24 protein-coding genes are annotated in these 24,035 nt (G+C 70.6%); 13 read left to right on the top strand and 11 right to left on the bottom strand.

Features of this window, described 5'->3' with window-relative positions; all coding sequences use genetic code 11:
• The first annotated feature begins 7 nt into the window (after positions 1 to 7).
• The 8 genes from E6O51_RS09955 (at position 8) to E6O51_RS09920 (ending at position 9,823) form a co-directional block, all read left to right on the top strand.
• The gene (locus tag E6O51_RS09955) at positions 8 to 1,636 is read left to right on the top strand and encodes an MFS transporter (protein ID WP_136384832.1); all 1,629 of its coding nucleotides are present in this window, start codon (positions 8 to 10) and stop codon (positions 1,634 to 1,636) included.
• Positions 1,637 to 2,036: 400 nt separating this feature from the next.
• Positions 2,037 to 2,372 carry a helix-turn-helix domain-containing protein gene (locus E6O51_RS09950; protein ID WP_136384831.1) on the top strand — a complete coding sequence of 112 codons (336 nt, stop codon included), beginning with the start codon at positions 2,037 to 2,039 and terminating at the stop codon, positions 2,370 to 2,372.
• 151 nt (positions 2,373 to 2,523) lie between these two features.
• On the top strand, positions 2,524 to 3,195 hold the full coding sequence (locus tag E6O51_RS09945; protein WP_136384830.1) for a TetR/AcrR family transcriptional regulator: 672 nt from the start codon (positions 2,524 to 2,526) through the stop codon (positions 3,193 to 3,195).
• Positions 3,192 to 4,292 (top strand): efflux RND transporter periplasmic adaptor subunit, encoded by a 1,101-nt coding sequence (locus E6O51_RS09940; protein ID WP_136384829.1) that lies wholly within the window; start codon positions 3,192 to 3,194, stop codon positions 4,290 to 4,292. The genes E6O51_RS09945 and E6O51_RS09940 overlap by 4 nt, the downstream gene beginning before the upstream one ends.
• Positions 4,289 to 7,444 (top strand): efflux RND transporter permease subunit, encoded by a 3,156-nt coding sequence (locus tag E6O51_RS09935; protein ID WP_136384828.1) that lies wholly within the window; start codon positions 4,289 to 4,291, stop codon positions 7,442 to 7,444. Before E6O51_RS09940 ends, E6O51_RS09935 begins: the two co-directional genes overlap by 4 nt.
• 69 nt (positions 7,445 to 7,513) lie before the next feature.
• Positions 7,514 to 8,167 carry a protein-L-isoaspartate O-methyltransferase family protein gene (locus tag E6O51_RS09930; protein WP_136384827.1) on the top strand — a complete coding sequence of 218 codons (654 nt, stop codon included), beginning with the start codon at positions 7,514 to 7,516 and terminating at the stop codon, positions 8,165 to 8,167.
• Between the two features lie 10 nt (positions 8,168 to 8,177).
• Positions 8,178 to 8,501, top strand: a complete 324-nt coding sequence (locus E6O51_RS09925; RefSeq protein WP_136384826.1) for a rhodanese-like domain-containing protein — start codon at positions 8,178 to 8,180, stop codon at positions 8,499 to 8,501.
• A gap of 5 nt (positions 8,502 to 8,506) precedes the next feature.
• Positions 8,507 to 9,823, top strand: coding sequence for a TolC family outer membrane protein (locus E6O51_RS09920; RefSeq protein ID WP_136384857.1), 1,317 nt, complete (start codon positions 8,507 to 8,509; stop codon positions 9,821 to 9,823).
• Here E6O51_RS09920 and waaA read toward each other — a convergent pair.
• Positions 9,798 to 11,075, bottom strand: a complete 1,278-nt coding sequence (gene waaA, locus E6O51_RS09915; RefSeq protein WP_136384825.1) for a lipid IV(A) 3-deoxy-D-manno-octulosonic acid transferase — start codon at positions 11,073 to 11,075, stop codon at positions 9,798 to 9,800. The genes E6O51_RS09920 and waaA overlap by 26 nt on opposite strands.
• Positions 11,076 to 11,157: 82 nt before the next feature.
• On the opposite strand from waaA, the gene E6O51_RS09910 reads away from it, so the two are divergent.
• Entirely contained in the window at positions 11,158 to 11,955 is a 798-nt protein-coding gene (locus E6O51_RS09910) for a symmetrical bis(5'-nucleosyl)-tetraphosphatase (protein WP_136384824.1), read from the top strand.
• Here E6O51_RS09910 and E6O51_RS09905 read toward each other — a convergent pair.
• Together E6O51_RS09905 and E6O51_RS09900 are read right to left on the bottom strand one after the other, a co-directional pair.
• The gene (locus E6O51_RS09905) at positions 11,850 to 12,677 is read right to left on the bottom strand and encodes a lysophospholipid acyltransferase family protein (protein WP_136384823.1); all 828 of its coding nucleotides are present in this window, start codon (positions 12,675 to 12,677) and stop codon (positions 11,850 to 11,852) included. The genes E6O51_RS09910 and E6O51_RS09905 overlap by 106 nt on opposite strands.
• 65 nt (positions 12,678 to 12,742) lie before the next feature.
• Positions 12,743 to 13,501 (bottom strand): GNAT family N-acetyltransferase, encoded by a 759-nt coding sequence (locus tag E6O51_RS09900; protein ID WP_136384822.1) that lies wholly within the window; start codon positions 13,499 to 13,501, stop codon positions 12,743 to 12,745.
• Positions 13,502 to 13,766: 265 nt separating this feature from the next.
• Between E6O51_RS09900 and E6O51_RS09895 the strand changes: the two genes are divergently transcribed.
• The 3 genes from E6O51_RS09895 (at position 13,767) to E6O51_RS09885 (ending at position 16,492) form a co-directional block, all read left to right on the top strand.
• Entirely contained in the window at positions 13,767 to 14,996 is a 1,230-nt protein-coding gene (locus E6O51_RS09895) for a glycosyltransferase family 4 protein (protein WP_136384821.1), read from the top strand.
• A gap of 93 nt (positions 14,997 to 15,089) precedes the next feature.
• Positions 15,090 to 16,028, top strand: a complete 939-nt coding sequence (locus tag E6O51_RS09890; protein WP_136384820.1) for a carbohydrate kinase family protein — start codon at positions 15,090 to 15,092, stop codon at positions 16,026 to 16,028.
• Complete coding sequence (locus E6O51_RS09885; protein ID WP_136384819.1) at positions 16,019 to 16,492, top strand: outer membrane lipoprotein; 474 nt, start codon at positions 16,019 to 16,021, stop codon at positions 16,490 to 16,492. The genes E6O51_RS09890 and E6O51_RS09885 overlap by 10 nt, the downstream gene beginning before the upstream one ends.
• Here E6O51_RS09885 and E6O51_RS09880 read toward each other — a convergent pair.
• The 8 genes from E6O51_RS09880 to E6O51_RS09845 all read right to left on the bottom strand — a co-directional run bounded on the left by E6O51_RS09880 (position 16,489) and on the right by E6O51_RS09845 (position 22,511).
• Positions 16,489 to 16,881 (bottom strand): diacylglycerol kinase, encoded by a 393-nt coding sequence (locus E6O51_RS09880; protein WP_136384818.1) that lies wholly within the window; start codon positions 16,879 to 16,881, stop codon positions 16,489 to 16,491. The two genes, E6O51_RS09885 and E6O51_RS09880, sit on opposite strands and share 4 nt — an antisense overlap.
• A 93-nt stretch (positions 16,882 to 16,974) precedes the next feature.
• The gene (locus E6O51_RS09875) at positions 16,975 to 18,090 is read right to left on the bottom strand and encodes a DUF3426 domain-containing protein (protein ID WP_136384856.1); all 1,116 of its coding nucleotides are present in this window, start codon (positions 18,088 to 18,090) and stop codon (positions 16,975 to 16,977) included.
• Positions 18,087 to 18,989, bottom strand: a complete 903-nt coding sequence (gene prmA, locus E6O51_RS09870; protein ID WP_136384817.1) for a 50S ribosomal protein L11 methyltransferase — start codon at positions 18,987 to 18,989, stop codon at positions 18,087 to 18,089. Before prmA ends, E6O51_RS09875 begins: the two co-directional genes overlap by 4 nt.
• A gap of 15 nt (positions 18,990 to 19,004) precedes the next feature.
• Positions 19,005 to 20,366, bottom strand: coding sequence for an acetyl-CoA carboxylase biotin carboxylase subunit (accC, locus tag E6O51_RS09865; RefSeq protein ID WP_136384816.1), 1,362 nt, complete (start codon positions 20,364 to 20,366; stop codon positions 19,005 to 19,007).
• A gap of 8 nt (positions 20,367 to 20,374) precedes the next feature.
• The gene (gene accB, locus E6O51_RS09860; RefSeq protein ID WP_136384815.1) at positions 20,375 to 20,815 is read right to left on the bottom strand and encodes an acetyl-CoA carboxylase biotin carboxyl carrier protein; all 441 of its coding nucleotides are present in this window, start codon (positions 20,813 to 20,815) and stop codon (positions 20,375 to 20,377) included.
• A gap of 55 nt (positions 20,816 to 20,870) precedes the next feature.
• The gene (aroQ, locus tag E6O51_RS09855) at positions 20,871 to 21,368 is read right to left on the bottom strand and encodes a type II 3-dehydroquinate dehydratase (RefSeq protein ID WP_136384814.1); all 498 of its coding nucleotides are present in this window, start codon (positions 21,366 to 21,368) and stop codon (positions 20,871 to 20,873) included.
• Between the two features lie 52 nt (positions 21,369 to 21,420).
• Positions 21,421 to 21,978, bottom strand: a complete 558-nt coding sequence (locus E6O51_RS09850; RefSeq protein WP_136384813.1) for a TlpA family protein disulfide reductase — start codon at positions 21,976 to 21,978, stop codon at positions 21,421 to 21,423.
• Complete coding sequence (locus tag E6O51_RS09845) at positions 21,975 to 22,511, bottom strand: hypothetical protein (protein WP_230976757.1); 537 nt, start codon at positions 22,509 to 22,511, stop codon at positions 21,975 to 21,977. Before E6O51_RS09845 ends, E6O51_RS09850 begins: the two co-directional genes overlap by 4 nt.
• A gap of 159 nt (positions 22,512 to 22,670) precedes the next feature.
• Between E6O51_RS09845 and mpl the strand changes: the two genes are divergently transcribed.
• On the top strand, positions 22,671 to 24,035 hold the full coding sequence (gene mpl, locus E6O51_RS09840) for a UDP-N-acetylmuramate:L-alanyl-gamma-D-glutamyl-meso-diaminopimelate ligase (RefSeq protein WP_136384811.1): 1,365 nt from the start codon (positions 22,671 to 22,673) through the stop codon (positions 24,033 to 24,035).

Here is a 24,035-nt window from a genome sequence, read left to right as displayed (position 1 = left end):
GCCGTCCATGACGCACGACACACCGTCCGTCGCCGCCCCGCAAGGCAGCTTCGCCCCCCTGCGCCACACCGTCTTCCTCGTGCTGTGGGCGGCGACGGTGCTGGGCAACGTGGGCAGCTTCATCCGCGACGTGGCCAGCGCGTGGATGGTCACCGAGCTGTCCACCAACCCGGCGGCCGTGGCCCTGGTGCAGACGGCGGCCTTCCTGCCGGTGTTCCTGCTCGCCATCCCCGCCGGCGTGCTGTCGGACATCCTCGACCGCCGCCGCCTGCTGGTCTTCGTGCAGGTGCTGCTGGCGGGCGTCAGCGGCACGCTGCTGGCGCTTTCGCTCGCCGACGCGCTCACCGTCGAATACCTGGTGGCGCTGACCTTCGTCGGCGGCGTGGGGGCGGCGCTGATGGGGCCGGCGTGGCAGGCCATCGTGCCGGAACTGGTGCCGCGTGCCGAATTGAAGAACGCGGTGGCACTGAACTCCCTGGGCATCAACATCGCTCGCGCCGTGGGCCCGGCCGGCGGCGGCCTGCTGCTGGCGAGCTTCGGCGCGGCGGCGGCCTACGGCGCCGACGTGCTGAGCTACGTGGTGGTCATCGTCGCGCTGCTGTGGTGGCGGCGTCCGGTGGCAGCGCGGGACGAGTTGTCGGAAGACTTCTTCGGCGCCTTCCGCGCCGGCCTGCGCTACGCCCGCGCCAGCCGCGAACTGCACGTGGTGCTGCTGCGCGCCGCGGTGTTCTTCGCCTTCGCCAGTTCGGTGTGGGCGCTGCTGCCGCTGGTGGCGCGCAGCATGCTCGGCGGCACGGCGGGCTTCTACGGCCTGCTGCTGGGGGCGGTGGGCCTGGGCGCGATCCTGGGCGCGGTGCTGCTGCCGCGCCTGCGGGAGCGCCTGGGGGCGGACGGCCTGGTGTTGGCCGCCGCGCTCATCGCCGCCGCGGTCATGGCCATCCTGTCCCTGGCCCCGCCCCGGTGGGCCGCCGTGGTACTGATGCTGCTGCTGGGCATGGGCTGGATCATCGCGCTCACCACGCTGAACGGCGTCGCCCAGGCGGTACTGCCCAACTGGGTGCGCGGGCGCGGCCTGGCCATCTACCTGACCGTGTTCAACGGCGCCATGGCCGGCGGCAGCCTGGCCTGGGGCCTGGTCGCCAAGGCCATCGGCGTGCCCTTCACGCTGCTGGCGGGCGGCGCCGGGCTGGCGCTGGCCGCCCTGCTGTTCCACCGTGTCCGCCTGCCGGCAGGCGAATCGGACCTGCAGCCCTCCAACCACTGGCCCGAGCCCCTGTTCAACGTGGAGGCGAGCGCGGACCGCGGCCCGGTGATGATCCAGGTGGAGTACCGCATCTGCGCCGAAGACCTGCCCGCCTTCCTGCACGCGCTGCAGCCGGTGTCGCGCCAGCGCCGGCGCGATGGGGCCTACGCCTGGGGCATCACCCAGGATACCGGCGACCCGGAACGGATCGTCGAGTGGTTTCTGGTGGAGTCCTGGGCCGAGCACCTGCGCCAGCACCGGCGCGTCTCCCGCGCCGACGCGGATCTGCAGCAGGCCGCCCACCGTTACCACGCCGGGCCGGGCAAGCCGGTGGTGCACCACTTCCTCGCCCTCGATCCCCGCACGGCGAAGCCGCGCAGTGCCGGCGGTTGAGGCGCGCGGCCCGGGCGTTGTGCCCGGGTCCAGCCGGTTTCCCGCAGCCCATGCGCCGGCTGTGGAGCGGGCTTGCCCGCGATGCGGCCTACGAGGAAACCACCGCCGCATCGCGGGCGAGCCCGCTCCTACAGCGGGGTTTGGGGGCATGCGTGCGACGGCCCCGGGGATGGCGTCGACGGTGGAGAATAAGGCGCGCCACATCTCGACGACCGCCGACCCCTCCCCGTGCCGCGACGGGGGCGCAGGGTAGCGGAAGGGCACCGGGGAATCCTGATGAAACCGGATGACGCTTCCATTCTGTTGCCCATATTTAAGGGTATCGATCGGACGAATCCGATGTTCATGGACGACGAATAACCTGTTTTAGGATAATCGGCAAGGTGGGCGACATTGCCGCATGCCCAATGCCCTGCATCGCCCCCAATACGGAATCCTGTGCTCCCTGCTGGTGTCCGCCAGGGAACGGGCGGGGCTTACGCAGGAAGCCGTGGCCCGTGCGCTGGGCAAGCCGCAGAGCTTCGTCTCCAAGTACGAGCGCGGGGCGCGGCGCCTGGACGTGACGGAATTCGTCGAGGTCGCGCTCGTCCTCGGCGCCGACCCGGCCGAACTGATGGCCGCCTATCGGAGCGGGATCGAGAGTTCCAGCCTGCTCTCCGACATCGCCGCCAGTGCCGATGGCCCCCGGCGCTCCACGCGGGGCCGCGGCGCGGCAAAGCGCGGCGGCGGCCGCTGACCCTCCCCGGATCGCAGCACAAAGGACGCCGGCCCGGCCGTCTCCGGCAACGGCGGGTAGACAGGCCGTTGCACATCTCCTAAATTACTGACTGGTCAGTTATTAACCGCGCCCGGTCTGCTTGCATGCCGGGCCCTACCGGAGGCGGGCAATGGCGGAGAAATCCCCGGTCGCGGCACAACGCAGCGCGCCGCGGCGCCGGCGCAAGGAGGCCAGGCCGCAGGAACTCACCGCGGCGGCGCTGTCGCTGTTCGTCGAAAAGGGCTTCGCGGCGACCCGGCTGGACGAGGTGGCGGCGCGGGCGGGGGTGTCGAAGGGAACCCTGTACCTGTACTTCGACAGCAAGGAGGCGCTGTTCAAGGCGGTGATCGCCGAAGGCGTGGTGCCGGCGATCGAGGCCGGCGAGGCGATGCTGGAACGCCACGCGGACGATCCGGTGACCCTGCTGCGCGGGTTTCTCTACGAGTGGTGGGCGCTCATCGGCAGCACCGAGCTGGGCGGCATTCCGAAGCTGATGATGTCGGAGGCGCGCAACTTCCCCGAGGTGGCGGCCTACTATCATGAGACGGTGATCCGCCGTGGCCTGCGGCTGATCCGCACCGCCGTGCAGCGCGGGGTGGACATGGGGGTGTTCCGCAGGGTGAATACCGAACTGATCGGCAACGTGTTCATGGCGCCGCTGCTGCACCTCGCGCTGTGGCGCCATTCCTTCGGCGCCTGCTGTGGGGGCGATCTCGATGCGCAGCGCTTTCTGGATACCTGGTTCGATCTGCTGATGCATGGTCTCGGCGCGGCGCCGGCGCCGCGCGAGGAGGCGCGATGAACACCTCACTGCCGCACGCGGGCGCCGCGGCGCTTGCCGTCCTGCTGGCCGCCTGCGCTCCGCAGCAGGCCGAAGAGGCCCCGCCGCGCGCGGTGCGCGTCGTCAGGCCGGATGCGGCGGGCGCGGATGCGCTGGCGCGGGTCTACACCGGCGAAGTGCGTGCGCGGCTGGAAACCGACCTGGCCTTCCGCATCGGCGGCAAGGTGATCTCGCGCCAAGTGGATGCGGGCGACGGCGTGCGGCGCGGCGATCTGCTCGCCCGGCTCGATCCGGCGGACGTGCGTCTGGCGGCGGGCGCCGCGGCGGCGCAGGTGGCGGCGGCCGAGGCCGATCTGGCACTGGCGCGCGCCGAACTGTCGCGCAGCGAGGAGCTGCACCGGAGGAACTTCGTCAGCGCCTCGGCGCTGGACGCGCGGCGCACCGCCGTGCAGGCGGCCGAAGCCGCCCTGCGCGCCGCCCGCGCCCAGGCCGCCAGCGCCGGCAACCAGGCGGAGTATGCCGATCTGCACGCCGACCACGACGGTGTGGTGCTGAATACCTTCGTCGAGCCCGGTGCGGTGGTCGCCGCCGGCCAGGCGGTGCTGCGCGTGGCGCGCCCCGAGGAGCGCGAGGTGCTGATCCACGTGCCCGAGAGCCGGCTCGCCGGGCTGGCGGTCGGCCTGCCCGCGGTGGTGCATCCGTGGGCGGCGGCCGGGCGCACGTTCGTGGCGCAGGTACGCGAAATCACGCCGGTCGCGGATGCGGCGACGCGCAGTTTCGCGGTGCGCGTGGCGGTGCGGCAGGCCGACGACAGCCTGCCCCTCGGCGCCACCGCCAGCGTCGTGCTGGCCGGGCCGGAACAGGCGCCGGCCCTCGTGCCGCTCGGCGCGCTGACCCGGGTCGACGGGCGGCCCGCGGTGTGGGTGGTGGATGCCGAATCGCGGGTGCGGCCGGTGCCGGTCGAGATCGGCGAGTACCGCGAAGGCGGTGCGCTGCTGCGCGGCGGCCTGCCGGCGGATGCGCGGGTGGTGGCGACGGGCGTGCATAAGCTGGTGGAAGGCGAGTCCGTGCGGGCGGTGGAAGACGGCGAACCCGTGCGGCTGGATGCGCGCCGATGAGCAAATGGAATCTTTCCGGATGGGGCCTCACCCACCAGGCGCTGGTGCTGTACGCCATGGTGGCGATGACCCTGGTCGGGCTGTATTCCTACACCCGCCTGGGCCAATCGGAAGATCCGCCGTTCACCTTCAAGGTCATGGTGGTGCGCACCGAATGGGCCGGTGCCGCGGCGGCCGAGGTGGCCGAGCAGGTCACCGACAAGATCGAGAAGAAGCTGCAGGAAATCGCCCAGGTGGACGTGGTGCGCAGCTATTCGCGCCCGGGCGAGTCCATGGTGTTCTTCCTCGTGCGCGACTCCACCCCGCCGCGCGAGATGCCGGACGTGTGGTACCAGGTGCGCAAGAAGATCGGCGACATCCGCCACACGCTGCCGCAGGGGGTGGTGGGCCCCTCCTTCAACGACGAGTTCGGCGACACCTACGGCAACCTATTCGCGCTGCTCGGGGAGGGGCTGGACTACGCGGAACTGAAGCGCTACGCGGAGGCCATCCGCGCCGAACTGCTGCACGTGCCCGACGTGGCCAAGGTGAGCTTCTTCGGCGAGCAGCCGCAGCGGGTCTACATCGAACTCTCCAATACCAAGCTGGCGACCTTCGGCCTTGCGCTGGGCGACATCGTCGAGGCGCTGGCCGAGCAGAACGCGGTGGCCAGCAGCGGTTTCTTCGAGACCGGGGAAGAGCGCATCTGGCTGCGCCCGGACGGCGCCTTCGGCGACCTGGACGCGATCCGCGCCACGGTGGTCCGCGCCGGCGGGCGCAGCTTCCGTCTCGGCGACGTGGCCGAGGTCAGGCGCGGCTACGCCGATCCGCCGCGCGAACGCATGCGCTTCAAGGGGCGGGAAGCCTTCGGCATCGGCGTGGCCATGCGCGAGGGCGGCGACATCATCGCCCTGGGCCGCCACCTGGACGAGGCGGTGGCGCGCATCCAGGCCCAGTTGCCGCTCGGCGTCACGCTGGAGCGGGTGGCCGACCAGCCGCGCGCCGTGGCGCGCTCGGTGGGGGAATTCGTCCAGGTGCTGGCCGAGGCGGTGGTCATCGTCATGGCGGTGAGCCTGATGTCGCTGGGCCTGCGCACCGGCGTGGTGGTGCTGATCATCATCCCGGTGGTGCTGGCGATCACCTTCCTGTTCATGCACCTGTTCGGCATCGGCCTGCACAAGATTTCCCTCGGGGCGCTGATCATGGCCCTCGGCCTGCTGGTGGACGACGCCATCATCGCGGTGGAGATGATGGCCACCAAGATGGAGCAGGGCTGGGAGCGCGCCCGCGCGGCGAGCTTCGCCTACGTGTCCACCGCCATGCCCATGCTCTCCGGCACACTGGTGACCGCCGCCGGCTTCCTGCCCATCGCCACCGCGGCCTCCAGTACCGGGGAATACACCCGCTCCCTGTTCCAGGTCACGGTGATCGCGCTGCTGGTGTCCTGGGTGGCGGCGGTGCTCTTCGTGCCCTGGCTGGGCTACCACCTGCTGCCGGATTTCAGCAAGCGCGACGGCAAGCCGTCCGTGGCGGCCCGCCTGGCCGGCCGGCTGTGGCCCGGGCTGGGCGCGCGGCTGGCCGGGCGCGCGGCGCACGCCCACGATCAGCACGATGAATACGCCATCTACCACACGGCCTTCTATACCCGCTTCCGCGCCCTGGTGCATGCCTGCGTGGCGCACCGCTGGGTGGTCATCGGGCTGACGCTGGCGATCTTCGCCGGCTCGCTGGCGGCGTTCGTGCGCTTCGTGCCGCAGCAGTTCTTCCCCGATTCGACCCGCCCGGAACTGCTGGTGGACCTGCGCCTGGCCGAAGGCGTCTCGCACCGGGCCACCGAGGCGGCGGTGCGCCGCATGGAAGCCTTCCTCGACGGGCAGCCCGGCATCGAGAACTACGTGGCCTGGGTCGGCGGCGGCAGCCCGCGCTTCTACCTGCCGCTGGACCAGCAACTGGCGCAGACCAGCTTCGCCCAGTTCGTCGTGCTCACCGAGGGCATCGAAGCCCGCGAGGCGCTGCGCGCGCGGCTGATCCGCCTGTTCGCGGAAGAAGCCTCCGAACTGCGCGGCGTGGTCACCCGGCTGGAGAACGGCCCGCCGGTGGGCTTTCCGGTGCAGTACCGGGTGAGCGGGCCGGACCTGGACGAACTGCGCCGCATTGCCCACCGGGTGGCCGGGCAGATGCGCGACGACCCGCATCTGTCCAACGTACATCTCGACTGGGAGGAGCCCTCCAAGGTGGTCCGCCTGCGCGTGGACCAGGACAAGGCCCGCCTGCTCGGCGTCTCCAGCAGCGATCTGGCGCGCCTGCTCGACACCTCGCTGCAGGGCACGACGGTGACGGAGTTCCGCGAAGGTTCCGAAACCATCGCCGTGGTGCTGCGCGGCGCCGAATCCGAGCGCGTGCACCTCGGCCTGCTGCCCGACCTCGCGGTGCCCGCCGCGGGCGGGCGCAGCGTGCCGCTGGCGCAACTGGCCACGCTGGAATACGGCTTCGAGCAGGGCGTGATCTGGCGGCGCAACCGCCTGCCCACGATCACCGTGCGCGCCTCCCTGTACGGCGCGGTGCAGCCGGCGGAGGTGGTGGCCCGGCTCGCGCCGGCCATGGCGTCGATCCGCACGGCGCTGCCGCTGGGCTACCACATCGAGGACGGCGGCGCGGTGGAGGAGAGCGCCAAGGGCGGCAAGTCGGTGGCGGCCGGCATCCCGCTGTTCCTGCTGGCGGTGCTCACCGTGCTGATGCTGCAGTTGCAGAACTTCAGCCGGGTGGCCCTCGTGGTCCTCACCGCCCCGCTCGGCATGATCGGCGTCACCGCCTTCCTGCTGCTGTTCGACCGGCCCTTCGGCTTCGTCGCCATGCTCGGCACCATCGCGCTGTCGGGCATGATCATGCGCAACTCGGTGATCCTGGTGGACCAGATCCGCCAGGACCTGGAAGCCGGACGCAGCCAGTGGGAGGCCATCGTCGAATCCACCGTGCGCCGCTTCCGCCCCATCGTGCTGACCGCGGCGGCGGCCGTGCTGGCGATGATCCCGCTGTCGCGCAGCGCCTTCTTCGGGCCCATGGCGGTGGCCATCATGGGCGGCCTGCTGGTCGCCACGCTGCTCACCCTGCTGTTCCTGCCGGCGCTGTACGCCGCCTGGTACCGGGTTAAGCCGGACCGCCAAGTGGGATAGAATGCGCAGGTTTTCTTCCGTCCGTATTGTTGATTGGCTCATGCCAATACTCGCCCCAGGGAGCCCTGAATGAACTTCGAAAAAGCCCGGTTCAACATGGTCGAACAGCAGATCCGCCCCTGGGAGGTGCTGGATCCAGCCGTGCTCGACCTGCTGATGACGGTGCGGCGCGAGGAATTCGTGCCTGCCGCGTACAAGACGCTGGCCTTCGCGGACATCGAGATCCCGATCGACAGCGGCCAGGCCATGCTCAAGCCGGTGATCGAAGGCAAGGTGCTGCAGGCCGTGCAGGTGAAACCCGGCGATTCGGTGCTGGAAGTCGGCGCCGGCTCGGGCTACTTTGCCGCGCTGCTGGCGGCGCGCGCCGAGTGGGTGCGCACCGTCGACATCGAACCGGAACTGGTGCGCCTCGCCCACGACAACCTGGCGCGCTACGGCGTCGACAACGTGATCGTCGAGGAAGGCGACGCGGCCCAGGGCTGGGCGGCGAGCGCGCCCTACGACGTGATCGTGGTTTCCGGCGGACTGCCGGTGCTGCCGCGCACGCTGCTCGAACAGCTCAAGCCGGGCGGCCGCCTGTTCGCCTTCGTCGGCGAAGCGCCGGTCATGAAGGGCCGGCTGGTGACCTGCGTGGGCGAGGGCCAGTTCCAGAGCGAGGACGTCTTCGAGACCCTGGTGCCGACGCTGAAGAACGCGCCCCGGCACGACAGCTTCGTGTTCTGAGCCCGGGGCGATGCGCCGCGTGACGCCCCTGGAACTCGTCGCACGCCTGGCCGACCCGCCGGCGAGCCGGCCGCTGCTGCTGGACGTGCGCGAGCCGTGGGAATTCCAGTACTGCCACATCGACGGCTCGCTGCCGATGCCGATGGCGTCGGTGCCGGCGCGGCTGGCGGAACTGGACTCCGCGCGGGAGACCGTGGTGATCTGCCATCACGGCGTGCGCAGCGCGCAGGTGTGCCTGTTCCTGGAGCACCAGGGCTTCGCCGAGGTCATCAATCTGGACGGCGGCGTCGCCGCCTGGGCCGCCCAAGTCGATCCGAGGATGCCGCAATACTGATGCCTATGAAACGCGTCCTCGCGCTGCTCGCCGCCGGCCTGTTGTCCACCGCGGCATGGTCCGCCGACCTGCTCGACATTTACCGCCGCGCCCAGGCCAACGATGCCCGCTTCGCCGCAGCGCGCGCCGAACGCGAGGCGGGGCAGGAGCGCGTGGTACAGGGGCGCGCCGGCCTGCTGCCCAACATCGGCCTGTCGGCCAACACGACCTGGAACGAGGGCGAGGTGAAGACCGACCTCGCCCGCCAGGACCGCGACTACAACACCAACGGCTACACGGTGCAGCTCACCCAGCCCCTGTTCCGCTGGCAGAACTGGGTGCAGTACCGCCAGGGCGAGCTGCAGACCGCGCTGGCCGAAGCGCAGTTCGGCCAGGCCAGGCAGGACCTGATCCTGCGCGTGGCCGAGGCCTACTTCAACGTGCTCAACGCGCAGGATGCGCTCGACGCCGTCACCCAGTTGCGCACCGCGGCGGCCGAGCAACTGGAGATCGCCAAGGTCAGCTTCGAGGTGGGCACGGTCACCATCACCGACGTGCATGAAGCGCAGTCGCGCCACGATCTGGCCGTGGCGCAGGAGATCGCCGCGAACAACGAGCTGGTGGTGCGCCGCCAGACCCTGGTGCAGATCGTCGGCGAAGACCCCGGCCAACTGGCGGGCCTGCGCCCCGGCGTGGCGCTGCTGCGCCCCGAGCCGGAGAGCATCACCGAGTGGGCGGGCGCCGCCGAACTGGGCGGCTACGGCGTGCAAGCCCAGCAACTGGTGCGCGAGATCGCCGTGCGCGAAGTGCAGCGCACGCGCGCCGGGCACTATCCGACGCTGGACGTGGTGGCCACCCATGGGCGCAGCCACAGCGGCTTCAGCCAGAACGCCCCCGGCGGCAGCCGCACCGATGCGTCCACCATCGGCCTGCAATTGAACCTGCCGCTGTTCGCCGGCGGCGGCATCTCGTCGAGCGAGCGCGAGGCGGCCGCCCTCAAGGTCAAGGCCGATGCCGAACTCGACGCAGCCCGCCGCGACGCCGCCCTGGCCGCGCGCCAGGCCTATCTCGGCGTCACCAGCGGGCTGGCCCAGGTGGGTGCGCTGGAGGCCGCGCAACTGTCCTCGACCTCGGCGCTGGAAGCCAACCGGCTGGGCTACGAAGTGGGCGTGCGCATCAACATCGACGTGCTCAATGCCCAGAGCCAGCTCGCCGACACCCTGCAGCAGCTCGCACGTGCGCGCTACGACACGCTGCTCGCCCAACTGCGTCTGAAGGCCGCGGCCGGCACCTTGACCGAGGACGACGTGCAGCGCGTCAATGCGCTGCTGGCCGAGCGCTGAGAATCCCGTCGATCAGCGCCATCGTGCGTGCGGTGGCGCCCCGGTGGGCCTGGGCGAAGGCCAGCCCCGCTTCTCCCATCGCCGCCCGGCGCGCCGGGTCTGAGAGCAGTTCGACGGCGGCCTTCATGCCGTCTTCCGCATCGGCCGCGCGCAGAGCCGCCCCGGCTTCCGCCGCCTGCTCGGCGACCTGGGCGAAATTGAAGGTGTGCGGCCCCATGATCACCGGCGTGCCCACCGCGCAGGACTCGATCAGGTTCTGCCCGCCCAGGGGCTGCCAACTGCCGCCGAGCAGCGCCACGTCGGCGGCGGCATAGTAGGCGAACATCTCCCCCATGGAATCCCCCAGCCACACCCGTGTGGCGGCGGCCAGTGGCTGGCCGTCGGAACGGCGCTGCACGGCGAGACCGCGGCCGGCGGCCAGCGCGGCGACTTCATCGAAGCGCTGGGGATGGCGCGGCACCAGCAGCAGCACGGCGTCGGCCGGCGCGTGGCGCAGGAAGGCGTCGAGCAGCGGCCCTTCCTCCCCGTCCCGCGTGCTGGCGGCCAGGATCGCCGGGCGGGCGCCGATGCGCGCGCGGAAGGCGTGGCCGAGTTCGTGCCGGGCGGCGGGTGGCTCGATGTCGAACTTGATGTTGCCGGTATGCACGACGCCGTGGGCGCCCAGCGCGGCGAGGCGTTCGGCGTCTGCCGTGGTCTGGGCGCCGATGGCGGCCAGCGCGCCCAGCGTCGCCCGGGTCAGCGCCGGCCAGCGCGCGTAGCGCCGTGCCGAGCGCGCGGACAGGCGGGCGTTGGCCAGGATCACCGGCACCCCGTGCTGCGCACAGACCGCGAGCAGGTTGGGCCACAGTTCGGTTTCCATGACGATGCCGAGGCAGGGCCGGAAGTGGCGCACGAAGCGTGCGGCCAGCATGGCCATGTCGTAGGGCAGGTAGGCCTGCAGCACGCGCGGTTCGGTGCCGAACAGGGCCGTGCCGGTGGCCCGTCCGGTGGGCGTCATGTGGGTGAGCAGCACGCGGTGCGCGGGATGACCGGCGAGGAGTGCCCGCACCAGCGGTTCGGCCGCGCGCGTCTCGCCCACCGACACCGCGTGCAGCCAGATCAGCGGGCCGTCCGGCGGCGCGGGGTAGCGGGCGAAGCGCTCGCCCACGTGCCCGAGGTACTCGGGTTGGCGCCGTGCGCGCCACAGCAGGCGCAGCAGTACCGCGGGCAGGGCGAGCAGCCAGAGCAGGGAATAGGGCAGGCGGACGGGCATGGGGCGTGGCGAGCAGGGCGTGCGGATGCCGCACTGCGGCAGCTCCGGCACAAGGCCGCCATTCTGGGTAAAAATACGGCCCATGGCTAGCATTGCGATCGGCGACATTCAGGGCTGTTACGCGGCGTTTTCCCGTCTGCTGGAAAAGATCCGCTTCGATCCGGCCGCGGACCGGCTGTGGCTGGTCGGCGACCTGGTCAACCGCGGCCCCGAGTCGCTGCAGGTGCTGCGCCTGGTGCGCAGCCTGGGCGAGGCGGCGACCGTGGTGCTGGGCAACCACGACCTCTACCTGCTGATGGTGGCTGCCGGCTTCGACCGGCGCGCCAAGGACGACACGCTGGCGCGCATCCTCGAAGCCCCGGACCGCGACGAACTGCTCGACTGGCTGGCCCGCCGCAACCTGCTCCACGTGGAAGGCGACCACGTGCTGCTGCATGCCGGCCTGCCGCCCGGCTGGACGGTGGAGCGGGCGCAGGGGCTGGCGCGCGAGGTCGAGGATGTCCTGCGCGGCGGGCGCCGGGACAAGTTCCTGCTCAGCCTGGCGGGCGACAGGCCGGACCAGTGGTCGGACGGTCTGAAAGGCTGGGACCGCCTGCGTTTCATCGTCAACGCGCTGACCCGCATGCGCTTCTGCACGCCCCAAGGGCGCCTGGTGCTGCGCGCAAAGGGGCCGCCGGAGCGCGCGCCCCTCGGCTCGCTGCCGTGGTTCCGCGTACCGGGGCGGGCGAGCGCCACGCACACGGTGGTGTGCGGGCACTGGTCGGCGCTGGGCTTCTACCGCGACAAGGGGCTGATCGCGCTCGATTCCGGCTGCGTGTGGGGCGGCAAGCTGACCGCGCTGCGGCTGGAGGACGGCGAGGTGTGGCAGGTGGCCGGCTGAGCGGCGGCCGGTGCCGGCAGTTCGGCGGCGTTCAGCGTGGCGACGTGTTCGCGGGTCCGCTGCGCCAGTTCGCGGCGGTCGGTCGTGTGCGGATCGGTGGCGACCGGTTCCGCGGCCTGCAGCCGCGCGATCAGCGCACGTTCACCGACGATGGCGGAAAAGCACTCTCCGAACGACACGTCGCCGTCGTAGGCCGGCGCGCGCGAACGTACGCCGTCCGGGGTGTGGTAGGACAGCGCCAGCGGCTGCACCGGGCGGCCGGCGGCGATCGCCGGCTGCAGCAGTGCGGCGTGGAAATGCAGTACCTGGCTGCCGTCGGTGGTCGTGCCTTCCGGGAACACCGCGACGTTGCGTCCAGCCCCGAGCAGGGCGGCGATCTCGGCATTGACGATCTTCGCGTGGCCGCGGCTGCCGCGGCGCAGGAACACCGTGTCGCTCTTCGCCGCGAGCCAGCCGGCCACCGGCCAGGCGCGCACTTCCGCCTTGGAGACGAAGGCGGAGGGCGCCAGCGCGTTGATGACGAAGATATCCACCCACGAAATGTGGTTGGCCACCAGCAGGCAGCCCGGCGCGACGGGCGTCCCTTCGGCCTGCAGGCGGATGCCCAGGATGGCGAGCAGACGCCGGGACCAGCGTTGGCGCAGCGCCAGATGGCGCGCCTTGCCGCAGAAGGGGAAGACCAGCGCGATGGTCAGCACGCCCTGCACGACGTGCACGGCCATGCGCGCGGTGCGCCAGGCGCGCAGCGCCCGCGGGCTGCGCGCGGCGGGGGAGGTGGCGATGGTATTCAGTCCTTGCGTCCCATGAAGTGGCGGGCGTACTTGTCGTCCACCTTGCTCATCGGCATCAGGATCGGCAGATCGGCGGTGTTGAAGTCGGGGTCCCACGCCGGTTCGCCGCAGATCCATGCGCCGGCGCGCAGATAACCCTTGATGAGCGGCGGCGCTTCGGCCGGGAGGTCGCCGCGCAGGCGCGTCAGCGGCAGCGGGCAGCGCGGGAACATGCGGTACTCCGGCGGCGAGAGGTGGGTTTCCTGCAGCCGATTGTACAGGCTGGCGGCCGCGTGCCCGCCGTCGGCCATGCTCACCGAGGCGCAACCGATCAGGTAGTCGTAGCGGTTTTCCTGCATGTAGCGCGCCAGCCCGCCCCACAGCAGGGCGATCACCGCGCCGCTGCGGTAGTCGGCGGCGATGCAGGAACGGCCGATCTCGACGATGCGGCTGCGCAGATGGGTGAGGCGGGTGAGATCGAATTCGTTCTCGGAATAGTAGCCGCCGACCTTGCGTGCCGCGGCCGGAGACAGGATGCGGTAGGTGCCGACGATGCGGCCGGCGTCCTCGTCGCGCACGATCAGGTGTTCGCAGAAGGGGTCGTAGATGTCCCGGTCGACCCCAGGCGTGCGCGAGGGCAGGCGGGCGCCCATTTCCTCGGCGAACACGCGGTAGCGCAGTTTCTGCGCTTCCAGAATCTCGGTCTCGCAGGTGGCGAGGCCGACGTGGAGATTGCGGCCGGTGCGGTGGGCGGTTTGCGGATTCTTCTGCAGCATGGCGCGGGTCCTCGTCAGCGTGAAAGCCGCGGAGCGGCTTTCGAATCTCCCCTCTCCCGCTCGCGGGGGAGGGGCCGGGGGTGGGGGAAACAGGCAGGGCGGCCTGCACGACCGGGCCGGATGTGCCCCGCCTGTTCGGGGTTTGCGGCATTCTCGAAAGCGCCCGTTGCGCCGGGATGACTCCGCGGTTACCGGAACATGACGAGCGGGCCGGTAACGGAACCGTCATCGGCGGTTCACGCGCCTGTCGCTCAGCCCACGCAGCATGCGCGCCATGGACACGCCGCTCGTTCTCCAGCACCTCGCCACCGCCGCGCGCCAGTTGCGCGTCGCGGTGGTCACCGAAACCTATCCGCCGGAGGTCAACGGCGTGGCCATGACCACCGGCCGCGTGGTGGAAGGCATGCTGCGCCTGGGCCACCAGGTGCAACTGGTGCGTCCGCGCCAGGGCGACGGCGATCAGCCGGCCAGCGCGGCAGGTTTCGAGGAAGTACTCTCCCGCGGCCTGCCGATTCCGCGCTACAACCACCTGAAGGTGGGTCTGCCGGCGCGCAGCGCGCTGCAGCGTCTGTGGGCGCTGCGCCGTCCGGACGTGGTGCAGGTGGTCACCGAGGGGCCGCTGGGGTGGTCGGCGGTGGCGGCGGCGAGGAAGCTCCGGCTGCCGGTGGTCACCGAATTCCATACCAACTTCCACAACTACAGCGGCTACTACGGCATGGGCTGGCTCAAGCAGCCGGTGGAAGCCTGGCTGCGCCGCTTCCACAACAAGGGCGAGGTCTGCCTGGCGCCGACCGCGGAGCTGGCCGCGCAACTGATGGCGCGCGGCGTGCACCGGGTCGAGGTGGTGGCGCGCGGCGTCGATACGGGCTTGTTCTCGCCGGCGCGCCGCAGCGAGACGCTGCGCCGGTCATGGAGCGCGCAGCCGGACACGCTGGTGGTGGCCGTGGTCGGGCGCATGGCGCCGGAGAAGAACCTGGCGCTCGCGGTGCGCGCCTTCGACGCGCTGAAGGGGGAAGCGGCCGACGCCCGCCTGCTCTTCGTCGGCGACGGCCCGGCGCGGGCGGCGCTGCAGGCCGCGCATCCGGAATTCGTCTATGCCGGCATGCGCAGCGGCGAGGACCTGGCCGCGCATTACGCCTCGGCCGACCTGTTCCTCTTCCCCAGCCTCACCGAAACCTTCGGCAACGTCACCACCGAGGCCCTGGCGAGCGGCCTGCCCGTGGTCGCCTTCGACTACGCGGCCGCCGCCGAGCGCATCCGCGAGGGGTACAACGGCTGGCTCGCGCCTTGCGGCGACGAGGTGGCGTTCGCCGCCGCGGCGTGCCGCCTGGCCGGCGACGCGGCGCTGCGCGAGCGGCTGCGCGCCAACGCACGCGCGAGCGTGGCCGATGCGGACTGGGAGGCGGTGACGCACCGCCTGCTGGCGGTGATGGAAGAGGTGGTGCGCACCCACGAGGAGCGCGGCGCAGGCGGACGGGACGTGGTCACGGCCTGAAGGGCGTCGGCCCGGATTCCTTCCGTGGGTTCCATCCAGCCCACAGGGTGCGCCTATAATGCGGGTCCTTTTTGTCCCGTACTTCTGCCCGTCATGTCCATCCTCGTCTGCGGTTCGATCGCCTACGACACGATCATGGTCTTCAACGACCGCTTCAAGAATCACATCCTGCCCGAGCAGATTCACATCCTCAACGTGGCCTTCCTGGTGCCCGACATGCGGCGCGAGTTCGGCGGCTGCGCCGGCAACATCGCCTACAACCTCAAGCTGCTCGGCACCGATCCGCTGATCATGGCCACCGTGGGGGACGACGACGGCCCCTACCGCTACCGCCTGGAGCGCCTGGGGCTGCGCCAGGACCACGTGCGCCAGGTGCCCGGCACCTTCACCGCGCAGGCCTTCATCACCACGGACCTGGACGACAACCAGATCACCGCCTTCCATCCGGGGGCGATGAACCATTCCCATCTCAACAAGGTGTCCGAGGCGGCGGGGGCGTCGCTGGGCATCGTCGCGCCGGACGGGCGCGACGGCATGCTCGGCCATGCGCAGGAGTTCGCCGCGGCCGGCGTGCCCTTCGTCTTCGACCCCGGCCAGGGGCTGCCCATGTTCTCCGGCGACGAACTGCTGCGCTGCCTGCAACTGGCCAGCTATTGCTCGGTCAACGATTACGAGGCGCGCCTGCTGTGCGAGAAGACCGGGCAAAGCCTGGAAACCCTCGCCACGCAGGTCGAGGCCCTGATCGTCACGCTGGGGGCCGAGGGTTCGCGCATCTACGCCGACGGTCGCTGCATCGAGATTCCGGGCGTGAGCCCGGATGCGGTGATCGACCCCACCGGCTGCGGCGACGCCTACCGTGCCGGCCTGCTGTACGGCATTGCAAACGGTTACGACTGGCAGCGCTGCGGTCGGCTAGCCTCGGTCATGGGGTCGATCAAGATCGCGTACCGTGGCGGGCAGAACCACGCGCCGACGCGCGACGAGATTGCCGCCCGCTACCGGGCGGCGTTTGGGGAAGAGGTATGGCAGTAAGCAGGAAGCTCGCGCAAGCGGGAACGGCGGTGCTGGTGGCTGCGGCCATGGCGGTTGCCGGCTGTGCATCCGGTCTGGGCGGCGGCACCTACGAGCGCGCCGAAGCACGGCGGACGATGATGGTGCAGTTCGGCACCATCGAGTCGGTGCGGCCGGTCATGCTGGAAGGCACCAAGACGCCCATCGGCGGTGCCGCGGGTGCGGCGGTGGGCGGCCTGGCCGGCTCCACCATCGGCCACGGACGCGGTGCGGCGGCCGGGGCGATCCTGGGCGCGGTGGCCGGCGGCCTGGCCGGCGCCGCGGTCGAGGAAGGCGTGACCCGCCGCCAGGGCGTGGAGGTCACCGTGAAGCTCGAAGGCGGCAGTTATCTGGCCGTGGTGCAGGAAGACGAAGGCGAGAACTTCCAGCCCGGCGAGCGCGTGCGCCTGGTGCGCGACGCCGGTACCACGCGCGTGACCCGCTAGCCGAACAGCACCAGCCCCCACACCAGCGCCAGGTTGATCAGCGACAGCAGCACGGCGGCGCTGCCGATGTCCTTGGCGCGCTTGGCCAGCCGATGGCGCTCCAGCGACACCCGGTCCACGGTGGCCTCGATGGCCGAATTCAGCAGCTCCACCACCAGGACCAGCAGGGTGCTGCCGATGAGCAGCGCCTTGCCCATGCCGTCCACCGGCATGAACAGTGCGGCCGGGAGAAGGATCGCGGCGAGCAGGCATTCCTGGCGGAAGGCATCCTCGTGGCGGAAGGCGGCGGAGAGGCCGGCGAGGGAATAGCGGAAGGCGTTCCAGACGCGCACCAGGCCGGTCTTGCCCTTGAACGGGCTTTCGTGCGGCGGGTCCTGCGGTTGCTCCATGGATCGTGGTGTCCTGTAGGGGCGGAATCGGGCGCAAATCTGCAATGCTGCGGCGCCCGGGTTACGGTGGCATGACCGCTGCGGCGGGCCCCGTCAAGGATAGAAGATGTAGACCCGGTAGCCGACCGCCTCCAGTCCCGGCGCGTCGAAATGCAGCTCGACCACCTGCTCGCGCCCGGCGGGAAAACCTGCGCGCAGCTTGGCGGTTTCGGCGTGGGCCCATTCGAACGGATCGAGTACCCGGCGCACCAGCGGGCGGTCGCGCGCGTCGGTCAGCGTCAGTTCCAGGTGGGGCCATTCCTGCACGTATTCGGCGCGGTTGCGCACCGTGGCGTGGAGTACGTAGCGCCACGGCGCGCGCGGGTCGGATTGCAGGTCCGAGGCGTCGATGCCGATGCGCTCGGCGTCGCGCGGCAGCGGCAGCGTGCAGCCGAACTGCGCGCACGCCGCGAGATAGAACGGGCGCAGCACGGGCAGGCTGCGCGTGATCTCCTGGCGGAACAGATAGGCCGACTGCACGGCGAGCGCGCCGAGCAGGATGCCGACGCCCAGCCCCCACAGCCAGCGCCGCCCGGCGGATGCGGTGGGCGAGCCGTAGAGCGCGTCCAGCCGTTCGGCGTCCTCGGCGTCCTCGTCGGCGGTGCTGGTCCAGTTCGGCGGCAGTTCCACGTCCGCCTGTCCGGATGGGGGGGGCGCGTCTTCTGCCGTGGTGTCGTCCGCCGGCGCCTCGGCGAAAGCCCGCGCGATGGTCGGTTCGGCCCGGCCGAAATCCGGGGAGGGTTCGTAGTCGGGCTCGCCGGCCGCGTCCTCCTCAAGTGCCACGAATTCGGCTTCCGGAGCAGCCTCGGGAGCGGGCTCCGCAAGCGGCTCTTCAGCGGCGGCGCGCAGACGCTCGCGCGGCGAGCGCCAGACCTCGGGGATGTCGAAGTCGAGACTGGCGCCGTCGGCCGCCTCGGCATGTTCTGCCGGCGCCTGGGCGTCGGCCGCGGCCGGGATGTCGACGGAGGCGGGGGGCGCGGCCGGGGAAACGTCCGGCGGCGCCAGCACGGTTTCGGGGGCGATCCGTTCGCCGGCCTCGGTCACCAGGTGATCGAGGGCGTTGAAGCGATTGAAGCAGTGGCCGCAGCGGACCTCGCCGCGGCGTGCGCCGAGCTGTTCCGGCCGGACCCGGAACAGCGTCAGGCAAGCCGGGCAGCGGGCGAACATCATGGCCCGTCGCGCTCCGGCAGGCGGCCTTCGAGGCGTACCCAGCCTTCGTGGGTGTCGCCCACTTCGAGCCGGATGAAGGGCGCGTAGGCGGCGATGACCTGTTCGGCCTGGGTTTCCAGCACGCCGGACAGCGCCATGCGCCCGCCCGGCGCCACCCGTCCGGCGAGCAGGGGGGCGAGCACGCACAGCGGGTTGGTGAGGATGTTGGCGACGACGACGTCGAAGCGCGCATCCAGCGGCGCGCGCGAATGCTGCAGGCGCAGCGTGACGCCGTTGCGCGCGGCGTTGTCCCGCGCGGCGACCAGCGCCTTGTCGTCGATGTCCACGCCGAGCACGTCGGCGGCGCCCAGCTTGGCCGCGGCGATGCCGAGGATGCCCGAGCCGCAGCCGTAGTCGAGCACGCTCGCCCCCGGCTGCACGGTCTCGCACAGCCACTGCAGGCACAGCCGCGTGGTGGGGTGGGAGCCGGTGCCGAAGGCCATGCCGGGGTCGAGCTCGATGTTGATCGCTTCCGGATCGGGGGCGCTGTGCCAGGACGGCACGATCCACAGCCGGTCGGTGATGCGGATGGGTTCGAACTGGCTCTGGGTCAGTTGCACCCAGTTCTGTTCCGCGACCTGGTCCACGGTGAACGGCGGCACCGCGTCGAAGCCGGCGCTGCCTGCGGCCTGGGCCAGGGCGACGGTGAGATCGGCCTCGGCGTCGAACAGGGCCACGACCCGGCTGTGCTCCCACAGCCGGGTCGGGTGATGGCCCGGTTCGCCGAACTGCGGTGTCTCCGCCTCGGTGCCGGCATCGGCATCCTCGATGCCGACCGACAGCGCGCCGGCTTCCATCAGCGCGTCGGACAACGCCTCGGCGCGTTCGCTATCGGCCTGCAGGGTGACGGAGATCCACATCGGCGCGGCCCGCCTTCAAGCCTTGGCGACTTCGCTGCGGTCGGCGAGCTTTTGCTCGAGGTAGTGGATGCTGGTGCCGCCCTCGACGAAGCGGGCGTCTAGCATCAGTTCCTGGTGCAGCGGCACGTTGGTCTTGATGCCTTCCACCGCCATCTCGGACAGGGCGATGCGCATGCGGCGGATGGCCTGCTCGCGCGTGTCGCCGTAGGCGATCAGCTTGCCGATCATCGAATCATAGTGCGACGGCACGGTGTAGCCGTTGTACACATGGGAATCGACGCGGATGCCGGGACCCCCCGGGGTGTGCCAGTTGGTGATGCGGCCCGGCGACGGCGTGAACTTGAACGGATCCTCTGCATTGATGCGGCATTCCACCGCGTGGCCGCGGAACTGGATGTCCTTCTGCTTGAACCACAGCTTTTCACCGGCCGCGATGCGGATCTGCGTCTGCACGATGTCGATGCCGGTGATCATCTCGGTGACCGGGTGTTCGACCTGTACGCGGGTGTTCATCTCGATGAAGTAGAACTCGCCGTTCTCGTACAGGAATTCGAAGGTGCCGGCGCCGCGGTAGCCGATGCTGCGGCAGGCTTCGGCGCAGCGTTCGCCGATGCGGGCGATCAGGCGGCGCTCGATGCCGGGGGCGGGGGCTTCCTCGATGACCTTCTGGTGGCGGCGCTGCATGGAGCAGTCCCGTTCGCCCAGATAGACGGCGTTGCCGTGCTGGTCGGCGAGGATCTGGATTTCCACGTGGCGCGGATTCTCCAGGTATTTCTCCATGTACACCACGGGATTGCCGAAGGCCGCGCCCGCTTCGGCGCGGGTGGTGGTCACCGCGTTGAGCAGCGCTGCTTCCGTGTGCACGACGCGCATGCCGCGGCCGCCGCCACCGCCCGCGGCCTTGATGATCACCGGGTAGCCGACGGCGCGGGCGATCTTGACGATTTCCTTCGGATCTTCGGGCAGGGCGCCGTCGGAACCGGGCACGCAGGGCACGCCGGCCTCCTTCATGGCGTCCTTGGCGGAGACCTTGTCGCCCATCAGGCGGATGGTGTCCGGGCGCGGACCGATGAAGACGAAGCCGGACTGCTCGACGCGCTCGGCGAAGTCCGCGTTCTCGGACAGGAAGCCGTAGCCGGGGTGGATGGCCTCGGCATCGGTGACCTCGGCCGCGGAGATGATGGCCGGCACGTTGAGGTAGCTCATGCCCGACGGCGCCGGGCCGATGCACACCGATTCGTCGGCGAGCTTGACGTACTTCGCCTCGGTGTCGGCCTCCGAATGCACCGCCACCGTGCGGATGCCGAGTTCGCGGCACGCGCGCAGCACGCGCAGGGCGATCTCTCCCCTATTGGCGATCAGTATCTTTTCGAACATGGCGGGCATCAGCCGATGATGAACAGCGGCTGGCCGTATTCGACCGGTTCGCCGTTGTCGACCAGGATGGCCTTGACGACCCCGGAGGCGTCGGCTTCGATCTCGTTCATCAGCTTCATCGCTTCGATGATGCACAGGGTGTCGCCTTCCGCGACGCTCTGGCCCAAGTCCACGAAGGGTTTGCTGCCCGGCGAGGAGGCGCGGTAGAAGGTGCCGACCATCGGCGACTTGACCACGTGGCCTTCCGGCAGCGCGTTCTCGGCCGGCGCGGCGGGGGCGCCCACGGGGGCCGGCGCGGCGGCGGGGGCCTGGGTGACGTAGGTGGCCTGGGGCGCGACCGTGAGGTGCTTGGCGATGCGGACCTTTTCCTCGCCCTCCGTCACTTCCAGTTCGGAAATCCCCGATTCCTGGACGAGGTCGATGAGTTTCTTCAGCTTGCGCAGATCCATGCTGTTCTCCGAACGGGACGGCGCCTGCTCCTGGGCGGCCGTCGGGGGTGATTGATTAGTGTTGTGTTTCCCGCAGACGCGAGAGGGCGAACTCCAGGGCGGCCATGTAGCCTTGCGCCCCGAGTCCGCAGATGACGCCGGCCGCGCGGTCCGAGAAGTAGGAGTGCTGCCGGAACGGCTCGCGCGCGTGGATGTTCGAGAGGTGTATCTCGACATAGGGGATGTTCACCGCCGCCAGGGCGTCGCGCAGGGCGACGCTGGTGTGGGTGTAGCCCGCCGGGTTGATGACGATGAAGCCGACGCCTTCGGCCGCCGCGGCCTGAACCCGGTCGATAAGCTGGCCTTCGTGATTGCTCTGGAAGGACTCGACCAGGACGCCCTCGGCCCGTGCCCGCGCATCCATGGCGGCGTGGATGTCCGCCAGGGTGGTGCGGCCGTAGATTTCAGGCTCGCGGGTGCCGAGCAGGTTCAGATTGGGGCCGTGCAGAACCAGGATGCGGGCCGCCGGAGGTGGCGGTGTTTGGTTCTTTTGGCTGCGTTTTTGGCGCGTCATGCCTGCAAGTTTGCAGCAAATCGCAACAATTTGTCCAGCGCGGCGAAACCCCTCAGCCGTTCCGGGGCGGCAGCAGTGCGCGAATTCTGCCTTCGAGTTCGTCCGCTTTCAAGGTGCCGAGTTTGACGTGCGCAATGCGCCCGCCGCGGTCCAGGATCACCGTGAATGGCAGCGCTTGGGCCTTGTTGCCGAGCTCGGCGGCGACGCGCAGCGTGTCCGGCGTGCCGACCAGCAGCGGGTAGGGCACGGCGAACTCCTTGTGGAAGGCCCGCACCTTTTCCGCGCTGTCGATGGACAGCCCGACGAACTGTACCGGGTCGCCGGCCAGGCGCTGGCTGACCGCGGCGAAATCGGGGATTTCCTTGCGGCACGGCGCGCACCAGGTGGCCCAGAAGTTGACCACCAGCACCTTGCCCTGCCACTGCGCGAGCGATTGCGGCGTGCCGGCGAGATCGGGCAGGGAGAGCGCGAGCAGGCTGCGGCCCGCATCGGGGGCGACGCCGGCGGCCGCAGGGGGTTGCGGCGCCGTGGCGCGGTTGGTCAGATAACCGGCGGTGGCCGCACCGACGGCGACGAGGGCGATCAATACGATTTGCAGCGGACGCTTCACAGGCTGGACTCCGGGGCCGGGGCCTGGAGCAGCGCCTCGACCTGGGGCAGGCGGGCGCGTTCGTTGGGTTTGCGGCCCACGCGCTCGGCACCCGGCGGGTAGATGGACAGGCGCACCGGGATGTCGTCCCAGTCGAAGGCGAGCACGGTCTCCGGCGGGTTGGGGCCGGGTTGGCGTGGCTTGCGGTGCTCGTAGGCCACGTTCTCGCCGAGGAAGAAGATCTCCACTTCCTTCGCGCTTTCGGGGAACAGGTCGATCTCGATCTCGGCATAGCGGCCGGCCGTGCCGTCGAGCACGCCGCCGGTCAGGTAGGGGCGGAACGTCTCCAACTGGCGCATGATCTCCACGGCGGCCTCGCGCATTTCGCGCACGCGCTCGGTCTGTTCCTCGTCCTGGTACAGGGCCTGCCAGGCGCGCAGCTCGGCTTCGATCTCGGCGTTGGTGGGGAGAGTTTCGGCGTCGACCGCGCCCAGTTGGCGCGCCGCCTTGCGCTTGGCGAAACCGTAGTCGCCGATGCCGTCCTCCGCCATCATGCGCGCCGCGAGCGCGGCGATCTCGCGCCGCAGGTTGCCGTTTCTGGGCAGGCTGACTCGTGAGGCCATGGTTGCGGGGCGGCGGTGCGCCTTCGGGTAGAATGCCGGCCATTCTACACCGGCCGATTGCGCACGCATTCCAGCGTCCGCGGAGTATTCATGCACATCCACATTCTCGGCATCTGCGGCACTTTCATGGGCGGCGTGGCGCTGCTCGCCCGCGCGGCGGGCCACACGGTCACCGGCTGCGACGCCAACGTCTATCCACCCATGAGCACCCAACTCGAAGAGCAGGGCATCGTCCTCACCGAAGGCTACGATCCGGCCCAGCTCGACCTGCAGCCGGACGTGTTCGTGATCGGCAATGCGATCTCCCGCGGCAATCCGCTGCTGGAAGCCATCCTCGACCGCGGCCTGCCCTACGTCTCCGGCCCGCAGTGGCTGGCCGAGCACGTGCTGGCCGGGCGCTGGGTGCTGGCCGTGGCCGGCACCCACGGCAAGACCACCACGACGTCGCTGCTCGTCTGGATGCTGGAGGATGCCGGCCTGAATCCGGGTTTCCTGGTGGGCGGCGTGCCGAAGAACTTCGGCGTCTCCGCGCGCCTCACGGATTCGCCTTTCTTCGTCATCGAGGCGGACGAATACGACACCGCCTTCTGCGACAAGCGCTCCAAGTTCGTCCATTACCGCCCGCGCACCGCGATCCTGAACAACCTGGAATTCGACCACGCGGACATCTTCGCCGATCTGGCGGCGATCGAGACCCAATTCCACCATCTCGTACGCATCATGCCCAAGAGCGGGCGCATCGTCGCCAATGCCGGGGAAGCCGCGCTGAAGCGGGTGCTGGAGCGCGGCTGCTGGTCCGAACTGGAATGGTTCGAGGACGCCGAGGGCTGGTTGGCGGAAGAAGGCAGCCGCGAGGGCGAGGCGGTGTTCCGCTTCGCCGGGCGCGAATTCGGCTGCGCCGTCATGCCGCTCGCCGGACGCCACAACCGCGCCAATGCGCTGGCAGCGGTCGCCGCCGCGCGCCACGCGGGCGTGCCGCCCGAGCAGGCCGTCGCCAGCCTGGCCCGCTTCGCCGGCATCAAACGCCGCCTGGAAGTGCGCGGCGAGGCCGGCGGCGTCACCGTGTATGACGACTTCGCCCACCACCCCACCGCCATCGCGCTGACCGTGGAGGGCCTGCGCCGCAGCCGGCCCGCCGGGCGCGTCCTCGCGGTGCTGGAGCCGCGTTCCAACACCATGAAGCTGGGCGTCATGAAGGCCCAGTTGCCCGCCAGCCTCGCCCAGGCGGACCAGGTGTTCTGCTACACGAACGGCCTGAGCTGGGACGCCGCCGAGGCGCTCGCCCCGCTGGGCGCGCGGGCAAGCTGCCATGCCGACCTGGCGCAACTGGTGGCCGACGTGGCCGCCACGGCGCAGGCGGGTGATCACGTGCTGGTGATGAGCAACGGCGGTTTCGGCGGCGTGCACGACAAGCTGCTCGCGGCGCTGCGCGCCCGCGAGGGTGTCGGCGCCTGA

It is taken from the genome of Pseudothauera rhizosphaerae (assembly GCF_004801305.1).
GTDB classification, from domain to species: Bacteria; Pseudomonadota; Gammaproteobacteria; order Burkholderiales; family Rhodocyclaceae; genus Pseudothauera; species Pseudothauera rhizosphaerae.
The sequence above is the reverse complement of the archived record's forward strand: the minus strand, read 5'-3'. Positions and strand labels throughout refer to the sequence as shown.

What these genes read in the sequence shown, in the direction of transcription:
- E6O51_RS09955 (WP_136384832.1), top strand. Translation starts at nt 8, where the DNA reads ATGACGCACGACACACCGTCCGTCGCCGCCCCGCAAGGCAGCTTCGCC.
- E6O51_RS09950 (WP_136384831.1), top strand. Translation starts at nt 2,037, where the DNA reads ATGCCCAATGCCCTGCATCGCCCCCAATACGGAATCCTGTGCTCCCTG.
- E6O51_RS09945 (WP_136384830.1), top strand. Translation starts at nt 2,524, where the DNA reads ATGGCGGAGAAATCCCCGGTCGCGGCACAACGCAGCGCGCCGCGGCGC.
- E6O51_RS09940 (WP_136384829.1), top strand. Translation starts at nt 3,192, where the DNA reads ATGAACACCTCACTGCCGCACGCGGGCGCCGCGGCGCTTGCCGTCCTG.
- E6O51_RS09935 (WP_136384828.1), top strand. Translation starts at nt 4,289, where the DNA reads ATGAGCAAATGGAATCTTTCCGGATGGGGCCTCACCCACCAGGCGCTG.
- E6O51_RS09930 (WP_136384827.1), top strand. Translation starts at nt 7,514, where the DNA reads ATGAACTTCGAAAAAGCCCGGTTCAACATGGTCGAACAGCAGATCCGC.
- E6O51_RS09925 (WP_136384826.1), top strand. Translation starts at nt 8,178, where the DNA reads ATGCGCCGCGTGACGCCCCTGGAACTCGTCGCACGCCTGGCCGACCCG.
- E6O51_RS09920 (WP_136384857.1), top strand. Translation starts at nt 8,507, where the DNA reads ATGAAACGCGTCCTCGCGCTGCTCGCCGCCGGCCTGTTGTCCACCGCG.
- waaA (WP_136384825.1), bottom strand. Translation starts at nt 11,075, where the DNA reads ATGCCCGTCCGCCTGCCCTATTCCCTGCTCTGGCTGCTCGCCCTGCCC.
- E6O51_RS09910 (WP_136384824.1), top strand. Translation starts at nt 11,158, where the DNA reads ATGGCTAGCATTGCGATCGGCGACATTCAGGGCTGTTACGCGGCGTTT.
- E6O51_RS09905 (WP_136384823.1), bottom strand. Translation starts at nt 12,677, where the DNA reads ATGGCCGTGCACGTCGTGCAGGGCGTGCTGACCATCGCGCTGGTCTTC.
- E6O51_RS09900 (WP_136384822.1), bottom strand. Translation starts at nt 13,501, where the DNA reads ATGCTGCAGAAGAATCCGCAAACCGCCCACCGCACCGGCCGCAATCTC.
- E6O51_RS09895 (WP_136384821.1), top strand. Translation starts at nt 13,767, where the DNA reads ATGCGCGCCATGGACACGCCGCTCGTTCTCCAGCACCTCGCCACCGCC.
- E6O51_RS09890 (WP_136384820.1), top strand. Translation starts at nt 15,090, where the DNA reads ATGTCCATCCTCGTCTGCGGTTCGATCGCCTACGACACGATCATGGTC.
- E6O51_RS09885 (WP_136384819.1), top strand. Translation starts at nt 16,019, where the DNA reads ATGGCAGTAAGCAGGAAGCTCGCGCAAGCGGGAACGGCGGTGCTGGTG.
- E6O51_RS09880 (WP_136384818.1), bottom strand. Translation starts at nt 16,881, where the DNA reads ATGGAGCAACCGCAGGACCCGCCGCACGAAAGCCCGTTCAAGGGCAAG.
- E6O51_RS09875 (WP_136384856.1), bottom strand. Translation starts at nt 18,090, where the DNA reads ATGATGTTCGCCCGCTGCCCGGCTTGCCTGACGCTGTTCCGGGTCCGG.
- prmA (WP_136384817.1), bottom strand. Translation starts at nt 18,989, where the DNA reads ATGTGGATCTCCGTCACCCTGCAGGCCGATAGCGAACGCGCCGAGGCG.
- accC (WP_136384816.1), bottom strand. Translation starts at nt 20,366, where the DNA reads ATGTTCGAAAAGATACTGATCGCCAATAGGGGAGAGATCGCCCTGCGC.
- accB (WP_136384815.1), bottom strand. Translation starts at nt 20,815, where the DNA reads ATGGATCTGCGCAAGCTGAAGAAACTCATCGACCTCGTCCAGGAATCG.
- aroQ (WP_136384814.1), bottom strand. Translation starts at nt 21,368, where the DNA reads ATGACGCGCCAAAAACGCAGCCAAAAGAACCAAACACCGCCACCTCCG.
- E6O51_RS09845 (WP_230976757.1), bottom strand. Translation starts at nt 22,511, where the DNA reads ATGATGGCGGAGGACGGCATCGGCGACTACGGTTTCGCCAAGCGCAAG.
- mpl (WP_136384811.1), top strand. Translation starts at nt 22,671, where the DNA reads ATGCACATCCACATTCTCGGCATCTGCGGCACTTTCATGGGCGGCGTG.